The 16,923-nt window shown below is 64.2% G+C and carries 17 protein-coding genes and 1 pseudogene; 6 read left to right on the top strand and 12 right to left on the bottom strand.

Annotated features, from left to right (window positions below):
• Positions 1 to 9: 9 nt before the first annotated feature.
• The 4 genes from secF to tgt form a co-directional block, all read right to left on the bottom strand.
• Positions 10 to 978, bottom strand: coding sequence for a protein translocase subunit SecF (secF, locus tag Lysil_RS09430; RefSeq protein WP_103075349.1), 969 nt, complete (start codon positions 976 to 978; stop codon positions 10 to 12).
• A gap of 20 nt (positions 979 to 998) precedes the next feature.
• Entirely contained in the window at positions 999 to 2,882 is a 1,884-nt protein-coding gene (secD, locus tag Lysil_RS09425; RefSeq protein ID WP_103075348.1) for a protein translocase subunit SecD, read from the bottom strand.
• A 65-nt stretch (positions 2,883 to 2,947) separates the two neighbouring features.
• Positions 2,948 to 3,292 (bottom strand): preprotein translocase subunit YajC, encoded by a 345-nt coding sequence (gene yajC / locus Lysil_RS09420; protein ID WP_103075347.1) that lies wholly within the window; start codon positions 3,290 to 3,292, stop codon positions 2,948 to 2,950.
• 58 nt (positions 3,293 to 3,350) lie between these two features.
• On the bottom strand, positions 3,351 to 4,493 hold the full coding sequence (tgt, locus tag Lysil_RS09415) for a tRNA guanosine(34) transglycosylase Tgt (RefSeq protein WP_103075346.1): 1,143 nt from the start codon (positions 4,491 to 4,493) through the stop codon (positions 3,351 to 3,353).
• A gap of 62 nt (positions 4,494 to 4,555) precedes the next feature.
• Between tgt and Lysil_RS09410 the strand changes: the two genes are divergently transcribed.
• Positions 4,556 to 5,599, top strand: a complete 1,044-nt coding sequence (locus tag Lysil_RS09410; protein ID WP_165782455.1) for a lysozyme inhibitor LprI family protein — start codon at positions 4,556 to 4,558, stop codon at positions 5,597 to 5,599.
• Here Lysil_RS09410 and queA read toward each other — a convergent pair.
• Positions 5,586 to 6,632: a tRNA preQ1(34) S-adenosylmethionine ribosyltransferase-isomerase QueA gene (gene queA / locus Lysil_RS09405; protein ID WP_103075344.1), complete on the bottom strand. Its 1,047-nt coding sequence runs from the start codon at positions 6,630 to 6,632 to the stop codon at positions 5,586 to 5,588. The genes Lysil_RS09410 and queA overlap by 14 nt on opposite strands.
• A 509-nt stretch (positions 6,633 to 7,141) precedes the next feature.
• Complete coding sequence (locus Lysil_RS09400) at positions 7,142 to 7,573, bottom strand: Lrp/AsnC family transcriptional regulator (protein WP_103075343.1); 432 nt, start codon at positions 7,571 to 7,573, stop codon at positions 7,142 to 7,144.
• A gap of 143 nt (positions 7,574 to 7,716) precedes the next feature.
• Here Lysil_RS09400 and Lysil_RS09395 point away from each other — a divergent pair, with 143 nt between their 5' ends.
• Positions 7,717 to 9,213: an aminotransferase class III-fold pyridoxal phosphate-dependent enzyme gene (locus Lysil_RS09395; protein WP_103075342.1), complete on the top strand. Its 1,497-nt coding sequence runs from the start codon at positions 7,717 to 7,719 to the stop codon at positions 9,211 to 9,213.
• 96 nt (positions 9,214 to 9,309) lie between these two features.
• Positions 9,310 to 9,942 carry a uracil phosphoribosyltransferase gene (gene upp, locus Lysil_RS09390; RefSeq protein ID WP_103075341.1) on the top strand — a complete coding sequence of 211 codons (633 nt, stop codon included), beginning with the start codon at positions 9,310 to 9,312 and terminating at the stop codon, positions 9,940 to 9,942.
• A gap of 12 nt (positions 9,943 to 9,954) precedes the next feature.
• On the opposite strand, the gene Lysil_RS09385 is transcribed toward upp, so the two are convergent.
• The 5 genes from Lysil_RS09385 to rsmD form a co-directional block, all read right to left on the bottom strand.
• Entirely contained in the window at positions 9,955 to 10,845 is an 891-nt protein-coding gene (locus Lysil_RS09385) for an MBL fold metallo-hydrolase (protein ID WP_103075340.1), read from the bottom strand.
• 17 nt (positions 10,846 to 10,862) lie between these two features.
• Entirely contained in the window at positions 10,863 to 12,617 is a 1,755-nt protein-coding gene (gene ggt / locus Lysil_RS09380) for a gamma-glutamyltransferase (RefSeq protein WP_103075339.1), read from the bottom strand.
• Positions 12,614 to 12,868, bottom strand: a complete 255-nt coding sequence (locus tag Lysil_RS09375) for a YfhL family 4Fe-4S dicluster ferredoxin (RefSeq protein ID WP_103075338.1) — start codon at positions 12,866 to 12,868, stop codon at positions 12,614 to 12,616. Before Lysil_RS09375 ends, ggt begins: the two co-directional genes overlap by 4 nt.
• Positions 12,869 to 12,875: 7 nt before the next feature.
• The gene (coaD, locus tag Lysil_RS09370) at positions 12,876 to 13,391 is read right to left on the bottom strand and encodes a pantetheine-phosphate adenylyltransferase (protein WP_103075337.1); all 516 of its coding nucleotides are present in this window, start codon (positions 13,389 to 13,391) and stop codon (positions 12,876 to 12,878) included.
• A 68-nt stretch (positions 13,392 to 13,459) separates the two neighbouring features.
• Entirely contained in the window at positions 13,460 to 14,041 is a 582-nt protein-coding gene (gene rsmD / locus Lysil_RS13570) for a 16S rRNA (guanine(966)-N(2))-methyltransferase RsmD (protein WP_240600481.1), read from the bottom strand.
• A 136-nt stretch (positions 14,042 to 14,177) separates the two neighbouring features.
• Here rsmD and ftsY point away from each other — a divergent pair.
• The 3 genes and pseudogenes from ftsY to Lysil_RS09355 form a co-directional block, all read left to right on the top strand.
• Positions 14,178 to 15,179: pseudogene (ftsY, locus tag Lysil_RS09365) on the top strand (signal recognition particle-docking protein FtsY); the annotation flags it as partial.
• Positions 15,164 to 16,213 (top strand): A/G-specific adenine glycosylase, encoded by a 1,050-nt coding sequence (gene mutY / locus Lysil_RS09360; RefSeq protein ID WP_103075335.1) that lies wholly within the window; start codon positions 15,164 to 15,166, stop codon positions 16,211 to 16,213. The pseudogene ftsY and the gene mutY, both read left to right, overlap by 16 nt.
• Positions 16,210 to 16,479 carry an oxidative damage protection protein gene (locus Lysil_RS09355; protein ID WP_103075334.1) on the top strand — a complete coding sequence of 90 codons (270 nt, stop codon included), beginning with the start codon at positions 16,210 to 16,212 and terminating at the stop codon, positions 16,477 to 16,479. The genes mutY and Lysil_RS09355 overlap by 4 nt, the downstream gene beginning before the upstream one ends.
• 6 nt (positions 16,480 to 16,485) lie before the next feature.
• On the opposite strand, the gene Lysil_RS09350 is transcribed toward Lysil_RS09355, so the two are convergent.
• Positions 16,486 to 16,908, bottom strand: a complete 423-nt coding sequence (locus Lysil_RS09350; RefSeq protein ID WP_103075333.1) for a DUF6491 family protein — start codon at positions 16,906 to 16,908, stop codon at positions 16,486 to 16,488.
• Positions 16,909 to 16,923 lie beyond the last annotated feature (15 nt).

Raw genomic sequence — 16,923 nt, 5'->3', positions numbered from 1 at the left:
GTGCTCCGGTTACGGCCTGCGGGCGAGTGCCGCGTCATCCCTGGCCTTGGGTAGGAGATCCTGACGGCTGACCTTGAACATGCCGATGCTGAGCATCGGCACTGCGACCAGCACTGACGACACTACCACGATCACTGCCCCAACCATGTGTGTTTCGGCCAGCCCTTCCATCGAACGACCGCCATAGATGTACAGCGCCAGCGCCGACAGGAAGAACATCACCGCGGTGATCACCGTGCGCGACAGCGTCTGGTTGATCGAGCGGTTCAACACCTCGTTGGAGTCGACGCGCAGGGTGCGGAAATTTTCGCGCACGCGGTCGAACACCACGATGATGTCGTTGATCGCGAAGCCCATCACCGACAGCAGGCCGGCGAGCACGGTCAGGTCGAATTCGCGACCGACCAGCGACATGTAGGCGATGGTCAGGATCAAGTCGAAGAACGCGGTCAGGCTGGCAACCACCGCGAACTTCCATTCGAAGCGGAAGGCGATGTAGATGAGGAACCCGAACAGCATGAACAGGGTCGCGTAGAGACCGTTCTTGGCGAGATCCTTGCCGACCTGCGGACCGACGAATTCACCCGGCTGCACCGTCACCGGATTGGCATCGGTGGTAACCGCCTGGCGCACCTGCTCGGAGACCTTTTTCGCAGCGTCGTCGGCATTGTTGTGTTCGCCACGCGGCTGCAGGCGGATGATCACGTCATTGCCGCTACCCGCGTTCTGCACCAGCGGATCGGTGAAGCCGGCGCTGGCGAGTTGACCGCGGACGTGGTTGGTATCAACGGGCTTGTCGAAATGCGCGCGCACCACCGTGCCGCCGGTGAACTCCAGCGCGTAGTTGAAGCCCTTCAGGCCGATGATGGCGACCGCACCGATCAGCAGCAACAGCATCAGTGCCAGGATCGGGCGGCTCGGCCGCATGAAGTCGATCTTGGTGTCGTTCGGAAGAAGATGGAGCGGAAAGAGTTTCATTGAATATGATCCGTGGCCGGTCAGATGGCGATCGACTTGAGGTGCTTGCGACGGCCGTAGATCAGCGTGGCCAGAGCGCGCGACACCGTGATCGCGGTGAACATCGAAGCGAAGATGCCGATGATCATCGTCAAGGCGAAGCCCTTCAGCGGGCCGCTACCAAAGGCGTACAACGCCACGCCGACGATCAATCCGGTGAGGTTGGCGTCGAAGATGGTGTGGCTGGCCTTTTCGTAACCCGCAGCGATCGCCGCCTTGGCTGGCATGCCATGCCGCAGTTCTTCGCGGATACGTTCGTTGATCAACACATTGGCGTCGACCGACAGGCCAACCGACAACGCCAGGCCGGCGAAACCGGGCAAGGTCATGGTCGCGCCGAACAGCGACATCACCGCCACCACGATCAGCAGGTTGAACAGCAGCGCCACCGAGGTGATGAGGCCGAACATGCGGTAGTAAATGGCGAAGAAACCGAGGGTGAACAGGAACGAGAACACCACGGCCTTGATGCCGCGCTGGACGTTTTCCGCACCGAGACTGGGGCCGATCACGTATTCCTCGACGAAGTCCATCGGTGCCGCCAGCGCACCCGACTTCAACTGGCGGACCAGGTCGGTCGCCTGCTGCTGGCTGAGGCCGGTGGTGAGGAAGTTCGCGCCGAACGGTTCGTTGATGTCGGGCGCGGCGATCACGCGTTCCTGCACGCGCGCGGCGCCGCGCACTTCGTTGCCGTTGGCGTCCTTGGTGACGGTCGGGATGCGGTCGATGTAAACCGTCGCCAGGCGCTTGTGCACGTTGTTGACGGTGTGGTCGAACATGCGCTTGCCGGCGGCGGCATTCAGCGTCACCGAGACCGACGGCAGGCCGGTCTTCTGGTCGGGAATCGCCTGGGCGTTCAGCAGCTCGTCGCCGCTCACCAGCACGCGCTTGGACAGCAGGATCGGACGACCGTCCTCGAAGTGGTAGAGCTTGGAGTCCGGCGGGATGTTGCCACTGCGTTGCGCTTCGGCGGCCGTCAGTTCATCGCCGGTCACTGCACGGAATTCCAACGTCGCGGTCGCGCCGATCTGGCGCTTGGCTTCTGCGGTGTCCTGCAGGCCCGGCAGTTCCACCACCAGGCGATCGTTGCCCTGGCGCTGCAGCACCGGTTCGGCCACGCCAAGACCGCTGATACGGTCGGCGATCACCGCGCGGTTCTGGTCGATGGCGTCGGTCGCCACCTTGGCGGAGTCCAGCGCACTGAGGCGCACCACCACCTGGTTGTTGCGCACTTCGGTGCTGTACGGATTGGGGCCACCCGCCGCATTGGCGCGCAAGCCCGCATCGATCACCTTCTGGGCGTTGAGGGCATCGGCCGGCGTCGACAGCGTGGCGACCACGGTTTCGTCGGGCATGCGATCGACCGATCCGAACGTCACCGACTTGTCGCGCAACAACGCACGTACGCTATCGGCGGCGCCTTCGAGTTTCTTCTCGAGCGCGGCCTTCTCGTCCACCTGCATCAGGAAGTGCACGCCGCCCTGCAAGTCGAGGCCGAGCGACATCGGCTTGGCGCCGAGCGAGCTCAGCCACTTCGGCACCGTCGGCAGCAGGTTGAGCGCAGTGGTTTCGCCCTCGCCCAGCACCGGCTTGACGGCATCGTTGGCCTTGGTCTGTTCGTCGGCACTGCGCATGCGCAGCAACAGCTTGCCCTTGGCGTCGGTTTCTTCCGCCTTCGGCGAAATGTGCGCGGCGGCCAGCGCGGCGTCCACCTTGCCTTTCAGCGTGGCGTCGACCGCCGCTCCACTGGCGGCAGAGACCTGCACCGACGGATCCTGCGGATAGAGGTTGGGCATCGCGTAGATCGTGCAGAAAACCAGCACGAAGACGATGACGAAGTATTTCCAGCGGGCGAACTCAAGCATTGGGCGGCACCTGCGCCCGCATTCGCGGGCGCATCGAAGGTCAATTGGTTAGTGAAAATCCGCAATCACGCGTTTTTCAGCGTGCCTTTCGGCAACACATTGGCGATGGCGCCACGCTGGATGCGCATGCGCACGTTGTCGGCCACTTCGACCGAGACGAAGTTCTCGCCGATCTCGGTGACGACGCCGGCAATGCCACTGTTGGTCAGCACTTCGTCACCCTTGGACAGTTTGTCCATCAGCGCCTTGTGATCCTTGGAACGCTTGGATTGCGGGCGGATCACCATGAAATACATCAGCAGGATGAACACCGGCACCATGACGATCAGCGACAGGCCGCTACCCGGCGGTTGCGCGGTCTGGGCAGTCTGCGCGGCGGCAGGTGCAATCAGGAAGTCGATCGGGGACATTGGTGGTCTCGCGAAAACGTAACGGGAGATTATGCCATGCGGGCCCGAATCCCGGCTTTCAAGCCTCGGCGGCGGGATTTCCGGCCCTGGCGGCGTAGAAGGCCTGGCGGAATTCCTCGAAGCGGCCGGCGGCGATCGCCTCGCGCATCTGCGCCATCAGGCGCTGGTAGTAGCGCAGGTTGTGCAGCGTCCCCAGCATCGGCGCCAGCATCTCGTTGCAGCGGTCGAGGTGGCGCAGGTAGCTGCGACTGTAACCGCCGGCACAGGCTTCGCAATCGCAGCCCTCCTCGATCGGGCGCAGGTCGCTTTCGTATTTCGCGTTGCGGATACGGATGGTGCCGGTCGCGGTGAAGAAATGGCCATTGCGGGCGTTGCGGGTCGGCATCACGCAATCGAACATGTCGATGCCGCGCGCCACCCCTTCGACCAGGTCCTCGGGACGCCCGACGCCCATCAGGTAGCGCGGGCGATCGGCCGGCAACTGCGGCACGGTGTGTTCGAGCATGGCGTTGCGTTCGGCCTCGGTTTCACCGACCGCCAATCCACCCACCGCATAACCGTCGAAGCCGATCTTCTTCAAGCCTTCCGCGGAACGCGTGCGCAGGTCGCGATGCACGCCGCCCTGGACGATGCCGAACAGCGCGGCATCATTGCCTTCGTGGGCGCGCTTGCTGCGTTCGGCCCAGCGCAGCGACAGTTCCATCGAACGTTCCACCACCCGCTGATCGACCGGCTTGCCGTCGACATGCACCGGCGGACATTCGTCGAAGATCATCACGATGTCGGAATCCAGCACCTTCTGGATGTGCATCGACTCCTCGGGGCCAAGGAACACCTTGCTACCATCGGTGGGCGCGGCAAAGGTCACGCCTTCCTCGGTGATCTTGCGGCGATGCGCCAGCGAGAACACCTGGAAACCGCCGGAATCGGTGAGTATCGGGCCACTCCAACGGGTGAAGCCATGCAGGCCGCCATGCGCGGCGATGACCTCGAGACCGGGACGCAAGTAAAGATGAAAAGTGTTACCGAGGATGATTTCCGCGCCGAGGTCGCGCACCTGCTGCGGCAACACGCCCTTGACGGAACCATAGGTGCCGACCGGCATGAAGGCCGGCGTTTCCACCGTGCCGCGCGGGAAGGTCAGGCGGCCGCGGCGGGCGGCGCCATCGATGGCGAGGAGTTCGAAATTCATGCGGGACATCCTGTCTATTATGGAGGATGGCATCGTCGCCAGTCGTCTCGTCAGGACAGGAGTTGCACTGCATGCGCTATCGAGTGATTCCCGCCATCGCGCTGACCACGGCCCTGTTGTCGATGCCGGCACTGGCGGCAACGCCCGAAGACCCGCAATGGCCTTACCAGGTCGAATGCGCGAAATGGACCAAGGTTCCCGTTCCGGCGCAGGACATCGGCACCGCCCCGCAACAATGCGACGCGCAGGCGCTTTACTACGGCAAGGATGGCAAGGGCGCCGGGCGCGATGGCAATGCGGCCCGCCATTGCGCCTATCGCGAACGTGGCAGCGGCACCGCGATCCAGGAACAAGGCGCTGTTTTCGGCGGTAGCGGCCTGCTGATGATGCTGTACGCCAATGGCGAAGGCGTGGCGCGCAATATTCCCCTCGCCAAGCGTTTTGCCTGCGAATACGGCGGCGCACCTGCGGAAGTGGAAGGTCGCCTGCAACATCTCGACGCGATCGCCAGCGGCAAGGATGGCAAACCGATGGATATCTGCGACGACGTCACCAGCGGCATGATGATGGGCTTCTGCACGGGCCGGGAAGGCGATTCCGCACGGGCGCAACGCGAAACCCGCTGGACGTCACTGCAGTCGACGTGGTCGCCATCGCAGCGCAATGCACTCGCGGAACTCCGCAAGTCGGCGAAGGCGTATTTCGACAGCGTCTCCACCGCGGAAACCGACATGAGCGGCACCGCGCGCGGCGCTATGGCCGAGACCGCCTACGAAAACCTCGACAAGACATTGTTCACGGACATCGAAGGTTTCGAGCACGGCAAGCGGCCAGCGACTCGGGCGCAGGATTTCGCCGCTGCCGATCGCAGCTTGAACGCCACCTACAAGAAAGTGCTGGCGCGATTGGGCGTCGCTTCATCCAGCTCCGATGGCAGCCAGTACGGCACGGTGTCTGCGAACGGCGTACGTGCGACGCAACGCCTGTGGCTGAACTACCGCGAGGCCTGGGTACGCTTCGCGACCACCCGTTATCCGGCTGTCGCCGCCGACACCTGGCGCGCGTGGCTGAGCCGCGAGCGCAGCGGTGCCCTGCTCGAGCTCATTTCCGACTGACGCCATCCTGCGGCCACAACAGCATCGCGTCGCCATAGCTGAAGAAGCGATAGCGCTCGCGCACGGCATGTTCGTAGGCGGCGAGGATGCGCTCGCGTCCGGCGAAAGCGCTGACCAGCATCAGCAAGGTGCTTTCCGGCAAGTGGAAATTGGTGACGAGGCCATCGACGCTGCGCACTTCGATTCCCGGGTAAATGAAGATGCTGGTCTCGCCGGAGAATGCTTGCAGGCCATCAGGCGTCATCGCCGATTCCAGCGCGCGCAGCACGGTGGTACCGACCGCGATCACGCGACCGCCCGCCGCACGGGTGGCACGGACCTTGTCGACCAGCTTCTGCGGCACGTCGATCCATTCCGAATGCATGCGATGCTCGTCGAGATTCTCGACGCGCACCGGCTGGAACGTGCCCGCGCCGACATGCAAGGTGATGCGCGCGTCATCGATGCCACGGTCGCGCAATGACTGCAGCAGGGCATCGTCGAAATGCAGTCCCGCCGTCGGTGCCGCGACCGCACCCGCGCGTTCGGCGAATACCGTCTGGTAACGCTCGGCATCGACGGCATCGGGCGTGTGTTCGATGTAGGGCGGCAACGGCAACTGCCCGACGCGCTGCAGCCAATCGATAAATTCACCATCGACATGGAAACGCAAGGTGAAAAAGCCACGATCGTCGCGATCAATCACTTCCGCGCTGCCGCCACCATCCAGTTCGATACTCGATCCTGGCTTCGGTGTCTTGCTTGCGCCGATCTGCGCTTTCGCCACGCCATCGCCGAGCAGGCGTTCGATCAGGATTTCGACGCGGCCGCCGGTCGCTTTCTGGCCGAACAGTCGCGCCGGGATCACGCGGGTGTCGTTGAAGACCAGCAAGTCGCCGGCACGCAGCAATCCGGGCAGGTCGCGGATGCCGCGATCTTCGAATGCGGCATCGCCCGGCGGCACCACCAGCAGGCGGCTGGCGGAGCGTTCGGGCAACGGTTGCTGGGCGATCAGCTCGGGCGGCAGATCAAAGCGGAAATCGGAGGTCTTCAAGATTGATGCTGCAGCGGTAGCGCGGATGGGCATTTTAGCTGTGAGTGGTGGCGGGTGCTGGCCGTGTGCGGCCGGAACTCCTCGCACGCGCTGGCTGGCGTGGTCGGCCCACCCAATGCGCGGGACGCCGTGAATCCATCCATGGAGGCTCGACTCGGCCCGCTATCCGGGTCCGGCCACTCGCTTACGCTCGCGGCGTTCGGAATCGCCACGCGGCATGCCGCGTAAGCGGCGCTTCCTCACCCATGCCTCGTATGCCCGCGCATCGGGCAGACCGCCCACTAGCCGCGCGCGTGTTGTGGCTTCCTCGCAAGCGAAGAAACGCTCCCCGCCCGGCAGCGCCTGCGCGGTGTGTCCCTATGGCCGACCATTCCACCGCATGGATGCGGCGGCTGAGCCTACATGGACGTATTCACGGCGTGTCGGACATAGGGACACCCAAGCGGGCGCACGCCGGGCGCGAGAAAGCTGATCTCTCAGACAGCACGCCAGCCAGCGCACGCCATGACTCACCGCTCGAACTTCGTGGAAAGAATGATCGACGAATTCGTGCGCTCCACGCCGTCGATCGCGCCGATGCGATCGGTCAGCACATCCATCTCGCCCACCGTCGCTGCCACCGCCTGTGCGATCAGGTCGTAACCGCCGCTGATCGAATACAGCACGCGCACCTCGCGCACCGCCTGCAACGCCTTCACCACCGCCGCCATCTGCTTCGGTTGCACGGTGATGAGGATGTGCGCACGGATGCGGCTACGCTCGTATTCGTCGTCCACCCGCACCGTGTAACCGGCAATCACGCCCTGCTGCTCCAGCCGCGCGATGCGGTTCTGCACCGTCGTTCGCGACAGGCCGAGGCGCCGGGCGATCTCGGCCGTGGAGGCGCGCGCGTTCTCGCGGAGGATGGACAACAACAGCTCGTCGGCAGCAGAAATCTTCATATCGATGGATGATATCGTCGTTTCGACCAGATTGCAGCGTCATTTGGTCGATCCGCACCTGTCGATTGGCGCGATTCCCGCGATAATGGAAGATTGCCGCGCATCCCGCCATGGATGCGGGCTCCAGACGGGAGACCACGACCATGAATCTGATCGACATCCTTGCCCCGCTCCGCGCCCACGGCGGCCAGCGCACCATCGGCCTCGACGACGCCACCATCCTCGATTTCGCCGGCCGTCATCCGGAATTGCGCGAAGCGATCACCGCCGCCAGCGACGCCTATGCCGCGGTCAAGGCCGACTTCCCGGACCTGCTCGACCTCGACGAGAACGCGCAGATCGCGCGCGTGCAGGGTGGCTTTCTCAACTTCTACGCCGCCGATGCGGTGAATCCATACGTGGCACTCGTTGCGCGCGGTCCGTGGGTGGTCACCCTCAAGGGCGCAGTACTGAACGACAGCGGCGGCTACGGCATGCTCGGTCTCGGCCACGTGCCGCAGGACGTGCTCGACGCGATGGCCAAGCCGCAGGTGCTCGCCAACATCATGACGCCGAATGTCGCGCAACTGCGCTTCGACAACGCCATGCGCAAGGAAATCGGGCAGACCCGCGATGGCTGTCCGTACGTGAGTTTCATGTGTCTCAACTCCGGTTCGGAATCGGTGTCGCTGGCCTCGCGGATCGTCGATGCCAACGCCAAGACCATGACCGATCCGGGCGCGCGCCACGCCGGCAAGGAAATCCATCGAGTCGTCGTCAAGGGCAGCTTCCACGGCCGCACCGACAAGCCGGCGCTGTATTCCGATTCGTCACGCAAGACCTATGTGCAATACCTCGCCAGCTATCGCGGCGAACACAGCGTCATCACCATCGAACCCTACGACGTCACTGCTCTGCGCCAGGCCTTCGCCGACGCCGAACGCAACGGCTGGTTCATCGAAGCGGTCTATCTGGAACCGGTGATGGGCGAAGGCGATCCCGGCCGTTCATTGCCGCGCGACTTCTACGACGCCGTGCGCACGCTCACCCGCGACCACGGCAGCATGATGCTGATCGATTCGATCCAGGCCGGCCTGCGTGCGACCGGTTATCTCTCGATCGTCGATTACCCCGGCTTCGAGAACGCCGATGCGCCCGACATGGAAACCTATTCCAAGGCACTCAACGCCGGCCAGTTCCCGCTGTCGGTGCTCGCCGCCGGCGAACGCGCGACGCAAGCCTACAAGCGCGGCCTCTACGGCAACACCATGACCGCGAATCCGCGCGCGCTCGATGTCGCCTGCACGGTGCTGCGCAGCCTGACGCCGCAGCTGCGCAACAATATCCGTGAGCGCGGCAAGCAGGCGCTGGCCAAGCTCGAAGCGCTGAAGAGCGAGACCGGCTTGATCACCAAGGTCCAGGGCACCGGCTTGCTGTTCTCCTGCGAACTCGCGGCGGGCTTCAAGGGTTATGGCGTCGGTTCGACCGAAGAATGGCTGCGCGAACGCGGCATCGGCGTGATCCACGGGGGCGCCAATTCGCTGCGCTTCACTCCGCGTTTCGCGATGCAGGAAGACGAGCTCGACCTCATCGTCGCGATGGTCAAGCGCTCGCTGCTTGAAGGTCCGCGCGAGGTACAGGTGCAGGACAAGGCAGCCTGATCGCCACCGCAATGACTTGAAGAAGCCGGCCTGCGAGCCGGCTTCTTTTTTTGGTGGGATCATGCAGACTCGTCGCATCGAATCCATGGCCACAACATGAAAATCGTCGAAGTCCTCCACCCGCTGGTGCAGCACAAGATCGGCCTGCTGCGCGACGCCGAACTCAGTACCAAGGGCTTCCGCGAACTGGTGACGGAGCTCGGTACCCTGCTCGCCTACGAGGCGACTGCAGATCTTGAAACCGAAGCCGCGACGCAACCCGGTTGGGCCGGCGAAGTGCAGGTGCGGCGCATCGCCGGGGCGAAGATCACCCTGGTGCCGATCTTGCGCGCCGGCCTGGGCATGTTGCCGGGCGTGCTGGCGCTGATCCCCGCCGCCAAGGTCAGCGTGGTCGGCCTGCAGCGCGACGAAGAAACCCTGCAACCGGTGCCGTATTTCGAACGGCTGACTGGTCGCCTCGACGAACGCGATGCGCTGATCCTCGACCCGATGCTGGCCACCGGGGGCACCCTGATCGCGACCATCGACATGCTCAAGCGGGCCGGCGCAAAACGCATCAAGGGCATCTTCCTGGTCGCTGCGCCGGAAGGATTGAAGGCAGTGGAAGCCGCGCATCCCGACATGGAGGTCTACACCGCCGCGATCGACGAACGCCTCAACGAACACGGCTACATCCTGCCCGGCCTCGGCGACGCCGGGGATCGCATCTTCGGCACCCGCGTGGTTTAGCGTTTTATCGGATCACGCTTCCAGCGATCGTGCGTGCAGTTCCGCGACTTCATGCGCGGTACCGAAACGGCCCTTGGCATCGCGCGTCAGTTGCGCCAAGGCGCATTCGGGATCGTGGGTGAAGTAAAGATGGACATTGCGCGCGAGCAAATCGGTGAGCAACTCCTGCTTCTCGTCGATCAACACTTCGGCGCAACGGTCGTAGCCCATGGTGATCGGCACGTGGACCCACGGCCGCCCGGGAATGAGATCGGCGCAGAACAACAAGCCGCCGTGTGCTTCGTTGCCGACGCGTTCCGGCCCGACGATTTCGGCGAGCATCAATCCCGGCGTGTGGCCCTGGCTGTAATGGAAGCGCACCGCATCACCCAAGGTGCGCGAATGCGTGCCATCGATGATTTCCAGGCGTCCGCTCGCCGCCAGCAATCCCGGCAATTCAGGGATGAAGCTGGCGCGATCGCGCGGATGCGGTGATGTCGCACGTTCCCAACAGGCACGACTGACGAGATACGTCGCCTTCGGGAACAGCAGCGACGGCGCAGCACCTTCCTGCCACGCCGCCAGCAATCCGCCCGCATGGTCGAAATGGAGATGCGACAGCACCACCACGTCGATATCCTCGTGGCTGAAGCCCGCCTGCTGCAACGAATCGAGCAAGACGTGGCGATCTTCCTGCACGCCGTAGCGCTCGCGCAATTTCGGCTCGAAGAACGCACCGATGCCGGTTTCGAACAGCACCGTCTTGCCATTGATCGGCGACGCCAGCAACGCGCGGCAGGCCAGCGGAATGCGATTGAGTTCGTCGGGCGCAAGCCACTGCTGCCACACCGCGCGCGGCGCGTTGCCGAACATCGCGCCGCCATCGAGTTTCTGCGAGTTGCCGAGGATCGACCACAGTTTCATGCGACCAGCCTACTCCTTTACTTCGTCTTGGCCTTGTCCAGTCGCACTTCCGCCTTGCCGACCGGATTGCGCGGATCGCTGCCGCCATCCATGGTGCCGGTCACCTTGTTCCATTCGACGGTCTGCAGATTGCCCCAGGCATCGCTGGAACGCTGGCCCTTCACTTCACCGGGCACGATCACCGTGTGGCCCATCGCGCGCAACGATTGCACCGTCGCCGCATCGAGCGAACCCTTTTCGGTTTCGACCACGTCCGGCAACCACTGATGGTGATAACGCGGCAACGCGGCGACCTGTTGCGCGTTCAAACCATCGTCGTAGCCGAGGATGCCGAGCAGGACCATGGTGATGATGCGGCTGCCACCGGGTGTGCCCAGCACCGCGACGCGATCCTTCGATTCCATGAAGGTCGGTGTCATCGAACTCAACATGCGCTTGCCCGGCTTCGGCGCGTTGGCCTCGTAGCCCATCACGCCAAACGCATTCGGCGTGCCCGCCTTGAGCGCGAAATCATCCATCTCGTCGTTGAGCAGGAAGCCGGCGCCAGTCGGAATCAGGCCCGAGCCGTACAACAGGTTCACCGTCTGGGTCGTTGCAACGAGATTGCCCTGGTCGTCGATGATCGAGAAATGCGTGGTCTCGTCATGTTCCTTGAGCGGCGTAGGCGTGTTCGGGAACAGGTCGCTCGGCGTCGCCTTGTCGGGATTGATGGTGGTGCGCAGGCCGGCAGCGTAGGCGGGATCGAGCAGCGTCTTCTGCGGCACGTGCACGAAATCGGGGTCGCCGAGATAGAAGGTGCGATCGTGGTAGGCGCGACGCATCGCCTCGACCACCAGATGGATGCGATGCGCCTGATCCATCTTGCGCAGATCGTAGGGTTCGATCAGCTGGAGGATTTCCGCCAGCGCGATGCCGCCCGACGACGGCGGTGGCGCGGTGACGACGTGCCAGTCGTGATACTTGAAGCTGATCGGCGTGCGTTCCTTGACGCGATACGACGCCAGTTCCGCGGCGTTCCAGTGGCCACCATTGTCATTGACCGCCTTGAGGATCTTCTGCGCGATGTCACCCTTGTAGAAGCCGTCGAAACCCTTGTCGCCGAGCAGTTGCAGCGTGCGCGCGAGGTCGGGTTGCTTCAGCAGTTCGCCTTCCTTCAGCGGTACGCCGTTCGGCTCGAAGGTCGCGCGCGTACCGGGATAGCGCGTCATCACTTCGCGGCGTTCGCTGTACGCGCGCACCAATCGCCCGTACATCGGGAAGCCTTCGCGGGCGATGCGGATCGCCGGTTGCAGCGACACTTTCAGCGGCAGGCGCCCGTATTTCTGCGAGACATGCACCAGCGCCGCCGGCAACCCGGGAATGCCGGCCGACCACGGGCCATTCTGCGATTTCTCGGGATCGAGCTTGCCGTTGGCATCGAGGAATTTGTCGGGCGTGGCCGACGCCGGCGAGGTTTCGCGCGCATCGACGAACACGTCCTTGCCGGTCTTTGCGTCGTGCAGCAGGAACATGCCGCCGCCGCCAAGGCCGGAGCTGACCGGCTCGACCACGCTCAATGCAGCCGAGACCGCCACTGCTGCATCGAAGGCGTTGCCGCCCTTTGCGATCACTTCGAATCCAGCCTGGGTCGCCAGTGCGTGCGCCGATGCGATCGCCGTGCCGGGCGGATGCGCGTGCAGCGGTTTCGTCACGCCACGCGCGGATGCCTGATCCACCCACCCGAACGACAGCAACAACCCGGCGAACACCAGCGAACGCCATGACGTCTTCATGCGGCTTTCTCCTGCAGGCCCGCCAGTTTGGCGAGCAGTTGGTCGTGCGATTCCACGTGCGCGGGATCGTTCTCGATGCATTCCACCGGACATACCACCACACACTGCGGCTCGTCGTAGTGACCTACGCATTCGGTGCAGAGATCGGCATGGATGATGTAGATCTCCGCGCCCTGCGTGATCGCCTGGTTCGGGCATGCCGGTTCGCAGACGTCGCAGTTGATGCAGGTATCGAGGATCTTCAGCGCCATCGTCGGATCACGTCTGCTCGCCACCACTACGGCGACGGAATTGTTCCTGCAACGCGGCATCCACCGCCGGCGGCACGAACTTGCGGACATCGCCACCCAGTCGCGAGATCTCGCGCACCAGCGTCGACGAGATGAAGCTGTATTTCTCGGCGGGCGTCAGGAACAACGTTTCCACCCCGGGAATCAGGTGGCGATTCATGCTCGCCAACTGGAATTCGTATTCGAAATCGGAGACTGCGCGCAATCCGCGCAACAGCACGCCAGCGCCGACCTCGGTGACGAAATGCGCCAGCAGGGTGTCGAAGCCACGCACCTCGACATTGGCGAGTTCCTTCAGGCTCTCGCGCGCCAGTTCGATGCGCTGTTCATGCGGCAATCCCGGCCCCTTGCCCGGGCTCACCGCGACGCCGACCACGAATCGCTCAAACAGCGGCGCGGCGCGATGCACCAGGTCGACATGACCATTGGTGATGGGATCGAACGTGCCGGGGTAGATCGCGATGCGCGGATTGGGACTGGCCATGCCGGGACCGAAGGCGTCGGGAGTGCGCCTGTATGCGGGGAATCAGTGTATCAGCGGTGCCGGCGAATTCATCCCGGATCGCGGCGATACAGTCGGTAGGCGACCTCGCGGGTCGCGCCTTCGCGATGCAGCGTCCAGCCCGGTCCGGGATCGGCCAGCGCGCGAGGCGCCGATTCCACGTACAGCCACGCCTCGGGTGCGACATGCGCCGCCAGCCCGGCCATCACCTGCACCCACAAATCGTCGGCGAACGGCGGATCGACGAAAACAATGTCGAACGGGTCACCCGTCGCGCCCGCCAGCCATGCCAGCGCATCGGCCGTCACGACCTTGGCAGCAGCGCCGGCGCCCAATCGATCGATGCTGGCTCGCAATCCCGCACAGGCGGCGCGATCGCGTTCCACCAGCGTGACCGCCGCCGCGCCGCGCGACAACGCTTCCAGCCCCAGCGCGCCGGTTCCTGCGAACAGATCGAGCACGCGCGCGCCCGGCAACGCCGGTTGCAGCCAATTGAACAGCGTCTCGCGCACGCGGTCGGAACTCGGGCGCAATCCCGGCACATCGGGCACCGGCAATTTCGTCCCGCGCCAGCGGCCGCCGATGATGCGCACTACGCCGGCCGGCCGGCTGTCGTTGCGACCTCGGTTCATGAGGGGATATCGAGAGCGGGTGATACCATGCCGGCCATTGTCCGTCATTGCATCCGGAATGGTCAGCTGGTTCCGCCGCAACAAGCCCGAGGCCGCCGCACCGGTGCCCGTCGAAACCACGCACCAGCCCGTCGCGCCACTCGCCGATGCGCCGTCGGGCGTGGTCGCGAATGTTTCCCGTGACGATGAATTTGCCGACTTCGCACCCGCTGCCGCACCCGGCACATCCGGTTGGCGCCAGCGCCTGTCCGGCAGCGGCATCGCCCGCAGCCTCAGCGGCCTGTTCCGGCGCAATCCGGCGCTGGATGATGATCTCCTCGACGAGATCGAAACCGCGCTGATCACCGCCGATGTCGGCGTGTCCGCCACCACCGCATTGGTGGACGATCTGCGCGCACGCATGAACAAGCGCGAATTTGCCGATGCCGCCGAGTTGTTCGCGGCATTGCGCGGCGCGCTGATCGCCATCCTGCAACCGGTATCGAAGCCGCTGCTGATCGATGGCAGTGCGCGGCCATTCGTGATCGTCACCGTCGGCGTCAACGGCGTCGGCAAGACCACCACCATCGGCAAGCTGGCGCGCAAGTTCCGCGACGAACGCCGCAGCCTGATGCTCGCCGCGGGCGATACCTTCCGCGCCGCCGCCGTGGCGCAGTTGCAGGCCTGGGGTGAACGCAACGACGTGCAGGTGGTCGCGCAGGGGCAAAACGCCGATGCCGCCGCCGTCGCGTTCGATGCCTACCAGGCCGCGAAGGCGCGTGGCGTCGAGGTGTTGATCGCCGATACCGCAGGCCGCCTGCACACGCAGGGCGGATTGATGGAAGAACTCGCCAAGATCGTTCGCGTGCTCGGCAGGCAATCGAGCGATGTCCCGCACGAAATCCTGATGGTGATCGACGGCACCACCGGCCAGAACGCGATCGCGCAGGTGCGTGCGTTCAGCGCGAAAGTCCCGGTGTCGGGATTGGTCGTCACCAAGCTCGACGGCACCGCCAAGGGCGGCGTGGTTTTCGCCCTTGCGCGCGAATTCGGCATCCCGATCCGCTACGCCGGCATCGGCGAACGCCCGGAAGACCTGCGTGTGTTCGACGCCGCCACCTTCGTCGATGCGCTGTTGCCGGAATCGCTCTCGACTTGAGCGATCGTTTCGCCACTCGCCTGCTGACGTGGTTCGACGCGCACGGTCGCCACGACCTGCCGTGGCAGCACCCGCGCACACCGTATCGCGTGTGGCTGTCGGAAATCATGCTGCAGCAAACCCAGGTCAGCGTGGTGATCCCGTATTTCCAGCGCTTCGTCGCTGCCCTGCCCGACCTGCCTGCACTCGCCGCTGCACCGCGCGACCAGGTGCTGGCGTTGTGGTCCGGTCTGGGCTACTACGCCCGCGCGCGCAACCTGCACACCGCCGCACAACGCTGCGTCGAATTGCACGACGGCGATCTTCCGCACGACTTCGATGCCTTGCTGGCATTGCCCGGCATCGGTCGCAGCACGGCGGGCGCGATCCTTGCGCAAGCCTGGGACGATCGATTCGCCATCCTCGACGGCAACGTCAAGCGCCTGTTCGCGCGTTTCCACGGCATCGAGGGTTGGCCGGGCACGCCGATCATCGAAAAACAATTGTGGGAACTGGCGAATGCGCATCTGCCGCATTCGCGACTCGCCGACTTCACGCAAGCGCAGATGGATCTCGGCGCAACGCTGTGCACGCGCGCGAATCCCGATTGCACGCGCTGTCCATTGCACGAGGATTGCGTCGCCTTCGCCAGCGACCGCACGGCGACACTGCCGACGCGACGTCCCGGCAAGACCAAACCGGAACGCGAAACGCATGTGGTGTGGATGGAAGATCGCGACGGTCGCATCCTGCTGCAACGCCGTCCGCCAACCGGCGTGTGGGCATCGTTGTGGGCGCTGCCGCAATTCGACACGTCGGCCGATCGCGACGACTGGCTCGCCTCGCAGGGATGTATCGCTTCATCGACGGAACTCGATGCGATCGAGCACGTCTTCACCCATTTCCGCCTGCACATCCATCCGCTGCGCGCACGTCTCTCCACGGCAAGAATGCGTGTGAGCGACAATGACGATCAACGCTGGGCAACGCGCGATGATCTCGCCACGCTCGGCATCCCCGCCCCGATTCGCCGTTTACTGGAGTCCACGCCATGAGCCGCACCGTCTTCTGCGATTACAGCCATCAGGAAGCGGAAGGGCTGGATTTCGTGCCGTGGCCGGGCGAACTCGGGCAACGCGTGTTCAACCATATCGGCAAGAGCGCGTGGGCCGCGTGGCTGGCGCACCAGACCATGTTGATCAACGAACTACGGCTGTCGCCGCGCAACCCCGCCGATCGGGCGCGTCTGCAAACCGAAATGGAAAAATTCCTGTTCGGCGGTGATGCCGAGAAACCTGCGGGCTATGTTCCCGAGGGTTGACGCGACTCAGGACGAATGCGCCGCTGCCGTTTCACCCTCGCGCAGTTTCACGGGATCGAGCGGGCGGATTTCCTGGATCATGCAGGTCGGTCCGTGCGCCATGCTGATGCGATCGAAGCCGGCGCTGATCTGGCCGAGATTGGAACTGATCCCGACGATGTAGGAACTCGGCGCATAGGCCATGCAGGGGCCACCGAGCGTCAGCATGTATTGGCGCTTGGGTGCGAGGAAATAGAGGAGATGGCTGTCATCGATCCTGTCCCAGCTGGGCGAACCGAAGACATTGATGTTGCGTACCGGCGAACCCGCCGCCGCCTGATAACGACCCAACTTGGCCGAATCGAATGCCTGCTGCTTCGCCGGATCCACCGTTGCACATCCAGCCAACAAGGTGATGAGGGTGATCGTCAATATCGATGCTTGTCGCATGGCAATCTCCCCGCT

It is taken from the genome of Solilutibacter silvestris (genome assembly GCF_002895945.1).
Lineage (GTDB): Bacteria > Pseudomonadota > Gammaproteobacteria > Xanthomonadales > Xanthomonadaceae > Solilutibacter > Solilutibacter silvestris.
This window is presented reverse-complemented; position numbering and strand designations above follow the sequence as displayed.

Bases quoted from the DNA above. Each gene is read 5' to 3' on its own strand.
- secF (WP_103075349.1), bottom strand. From the start codon at position 978: ATGAAACTCTTTCCGCTCCATCTTCTTCCGAACGACACCAAGATCGAC.
- secD (WP_103075348.1), bottom strand. From the start codon at position 2,882: ATGCTTGAGTTCGCCCGCTGGAAATACTTCGTCATCGTCTTCGTGCTG.
- yajC (WP_103075347.1), bottom strand. From the start codon at position 3,292: ATGTCCCCGATCGACTTCCTGATTGCACCTGCCGCCGCGCAGACTGCC.
- tgt (WP_103075346.1), bottom strand. From the start codon at position 4,493: ATGTCCCGCATGAATTTCGAACTCCTCGCCATCGATGGCGCCGCCCGC.
- Lysil_RS09410 (WP_165782455.1), top strand. From the start codon at position 4,556: ATGCGCTATCGAGTGATTCCCGCCATCGCGCTGACCACGGCCCTGTTG.
- Lysil_RS09400 (WP_103075343.1), bottom strand. From the start codon at position 7,573: ATGAAGATTTCTGCTGCCGACGAGCTGTTGTTGTCCATCCTCCGCGAG.
- Lysil_RS09395 (WP_103075342.1), top strand. From the start codon at position 7,717: ATGAATCTGATCGACATCCTTGCCCCGCTCCGCGCCCACGGCGGCCAG.
- upp (WP_103075341.1), top strand. From the start codon at position 9,310: ATGAAAATCGTCGAAGTCCTCCACCCGCTGGTGCAGCACAAGATCGGC.
- Lysil_RS09385 (WP_103075340.1), bottom strand. From the start codon at position 10,845: ATGAAACTGTGGTCGATCCTCGGCAACTCGCAGAAACTCGATGGCGGC.
- ggt (WP_103075339.1), bottom strand. From the start codon at position 12,617: ATGAAGACGTCATGGCGTTCGCTGGTGTTCGCCGGGTTGTTGCTGTCG.
- Lysil_RS09375 (WP_103075338.1), bottom strand. From the start codon at position 12,868: ATGGCGCTGAAGATCCTCGATACCTGCATCAACTGCGACGTCTGCGAA.
- coaD (WP_103075337.1), bottom strand. From the start codon at position 13,391: ATGGCCAGTCCCAATCCGCGCATCGCGATCTACCCCGGCACGTTCGAT.
- rsmD (WP_240600481.1), bottom strand. From the start codon at position 14,041: ATGAACCGAGGTCGCAACGACAGCCGGCCGGCCGGCGTAGTGCGCATC.
- Lysil_RS09355 (WP_103075334.1), top strand. From the start codon at position 16,210: ATGAGCCGCACCGTCTTCTGCGATTACAGCCATCAGGAAGCGGAAGGG.
- Lysil_RS09350 (WP_103075333.1), bottom strand. From the start codon at position 16,908: ATGCGACAAGCATCGATATTGACGATCACCCTCATCACCTTGTTGGCT.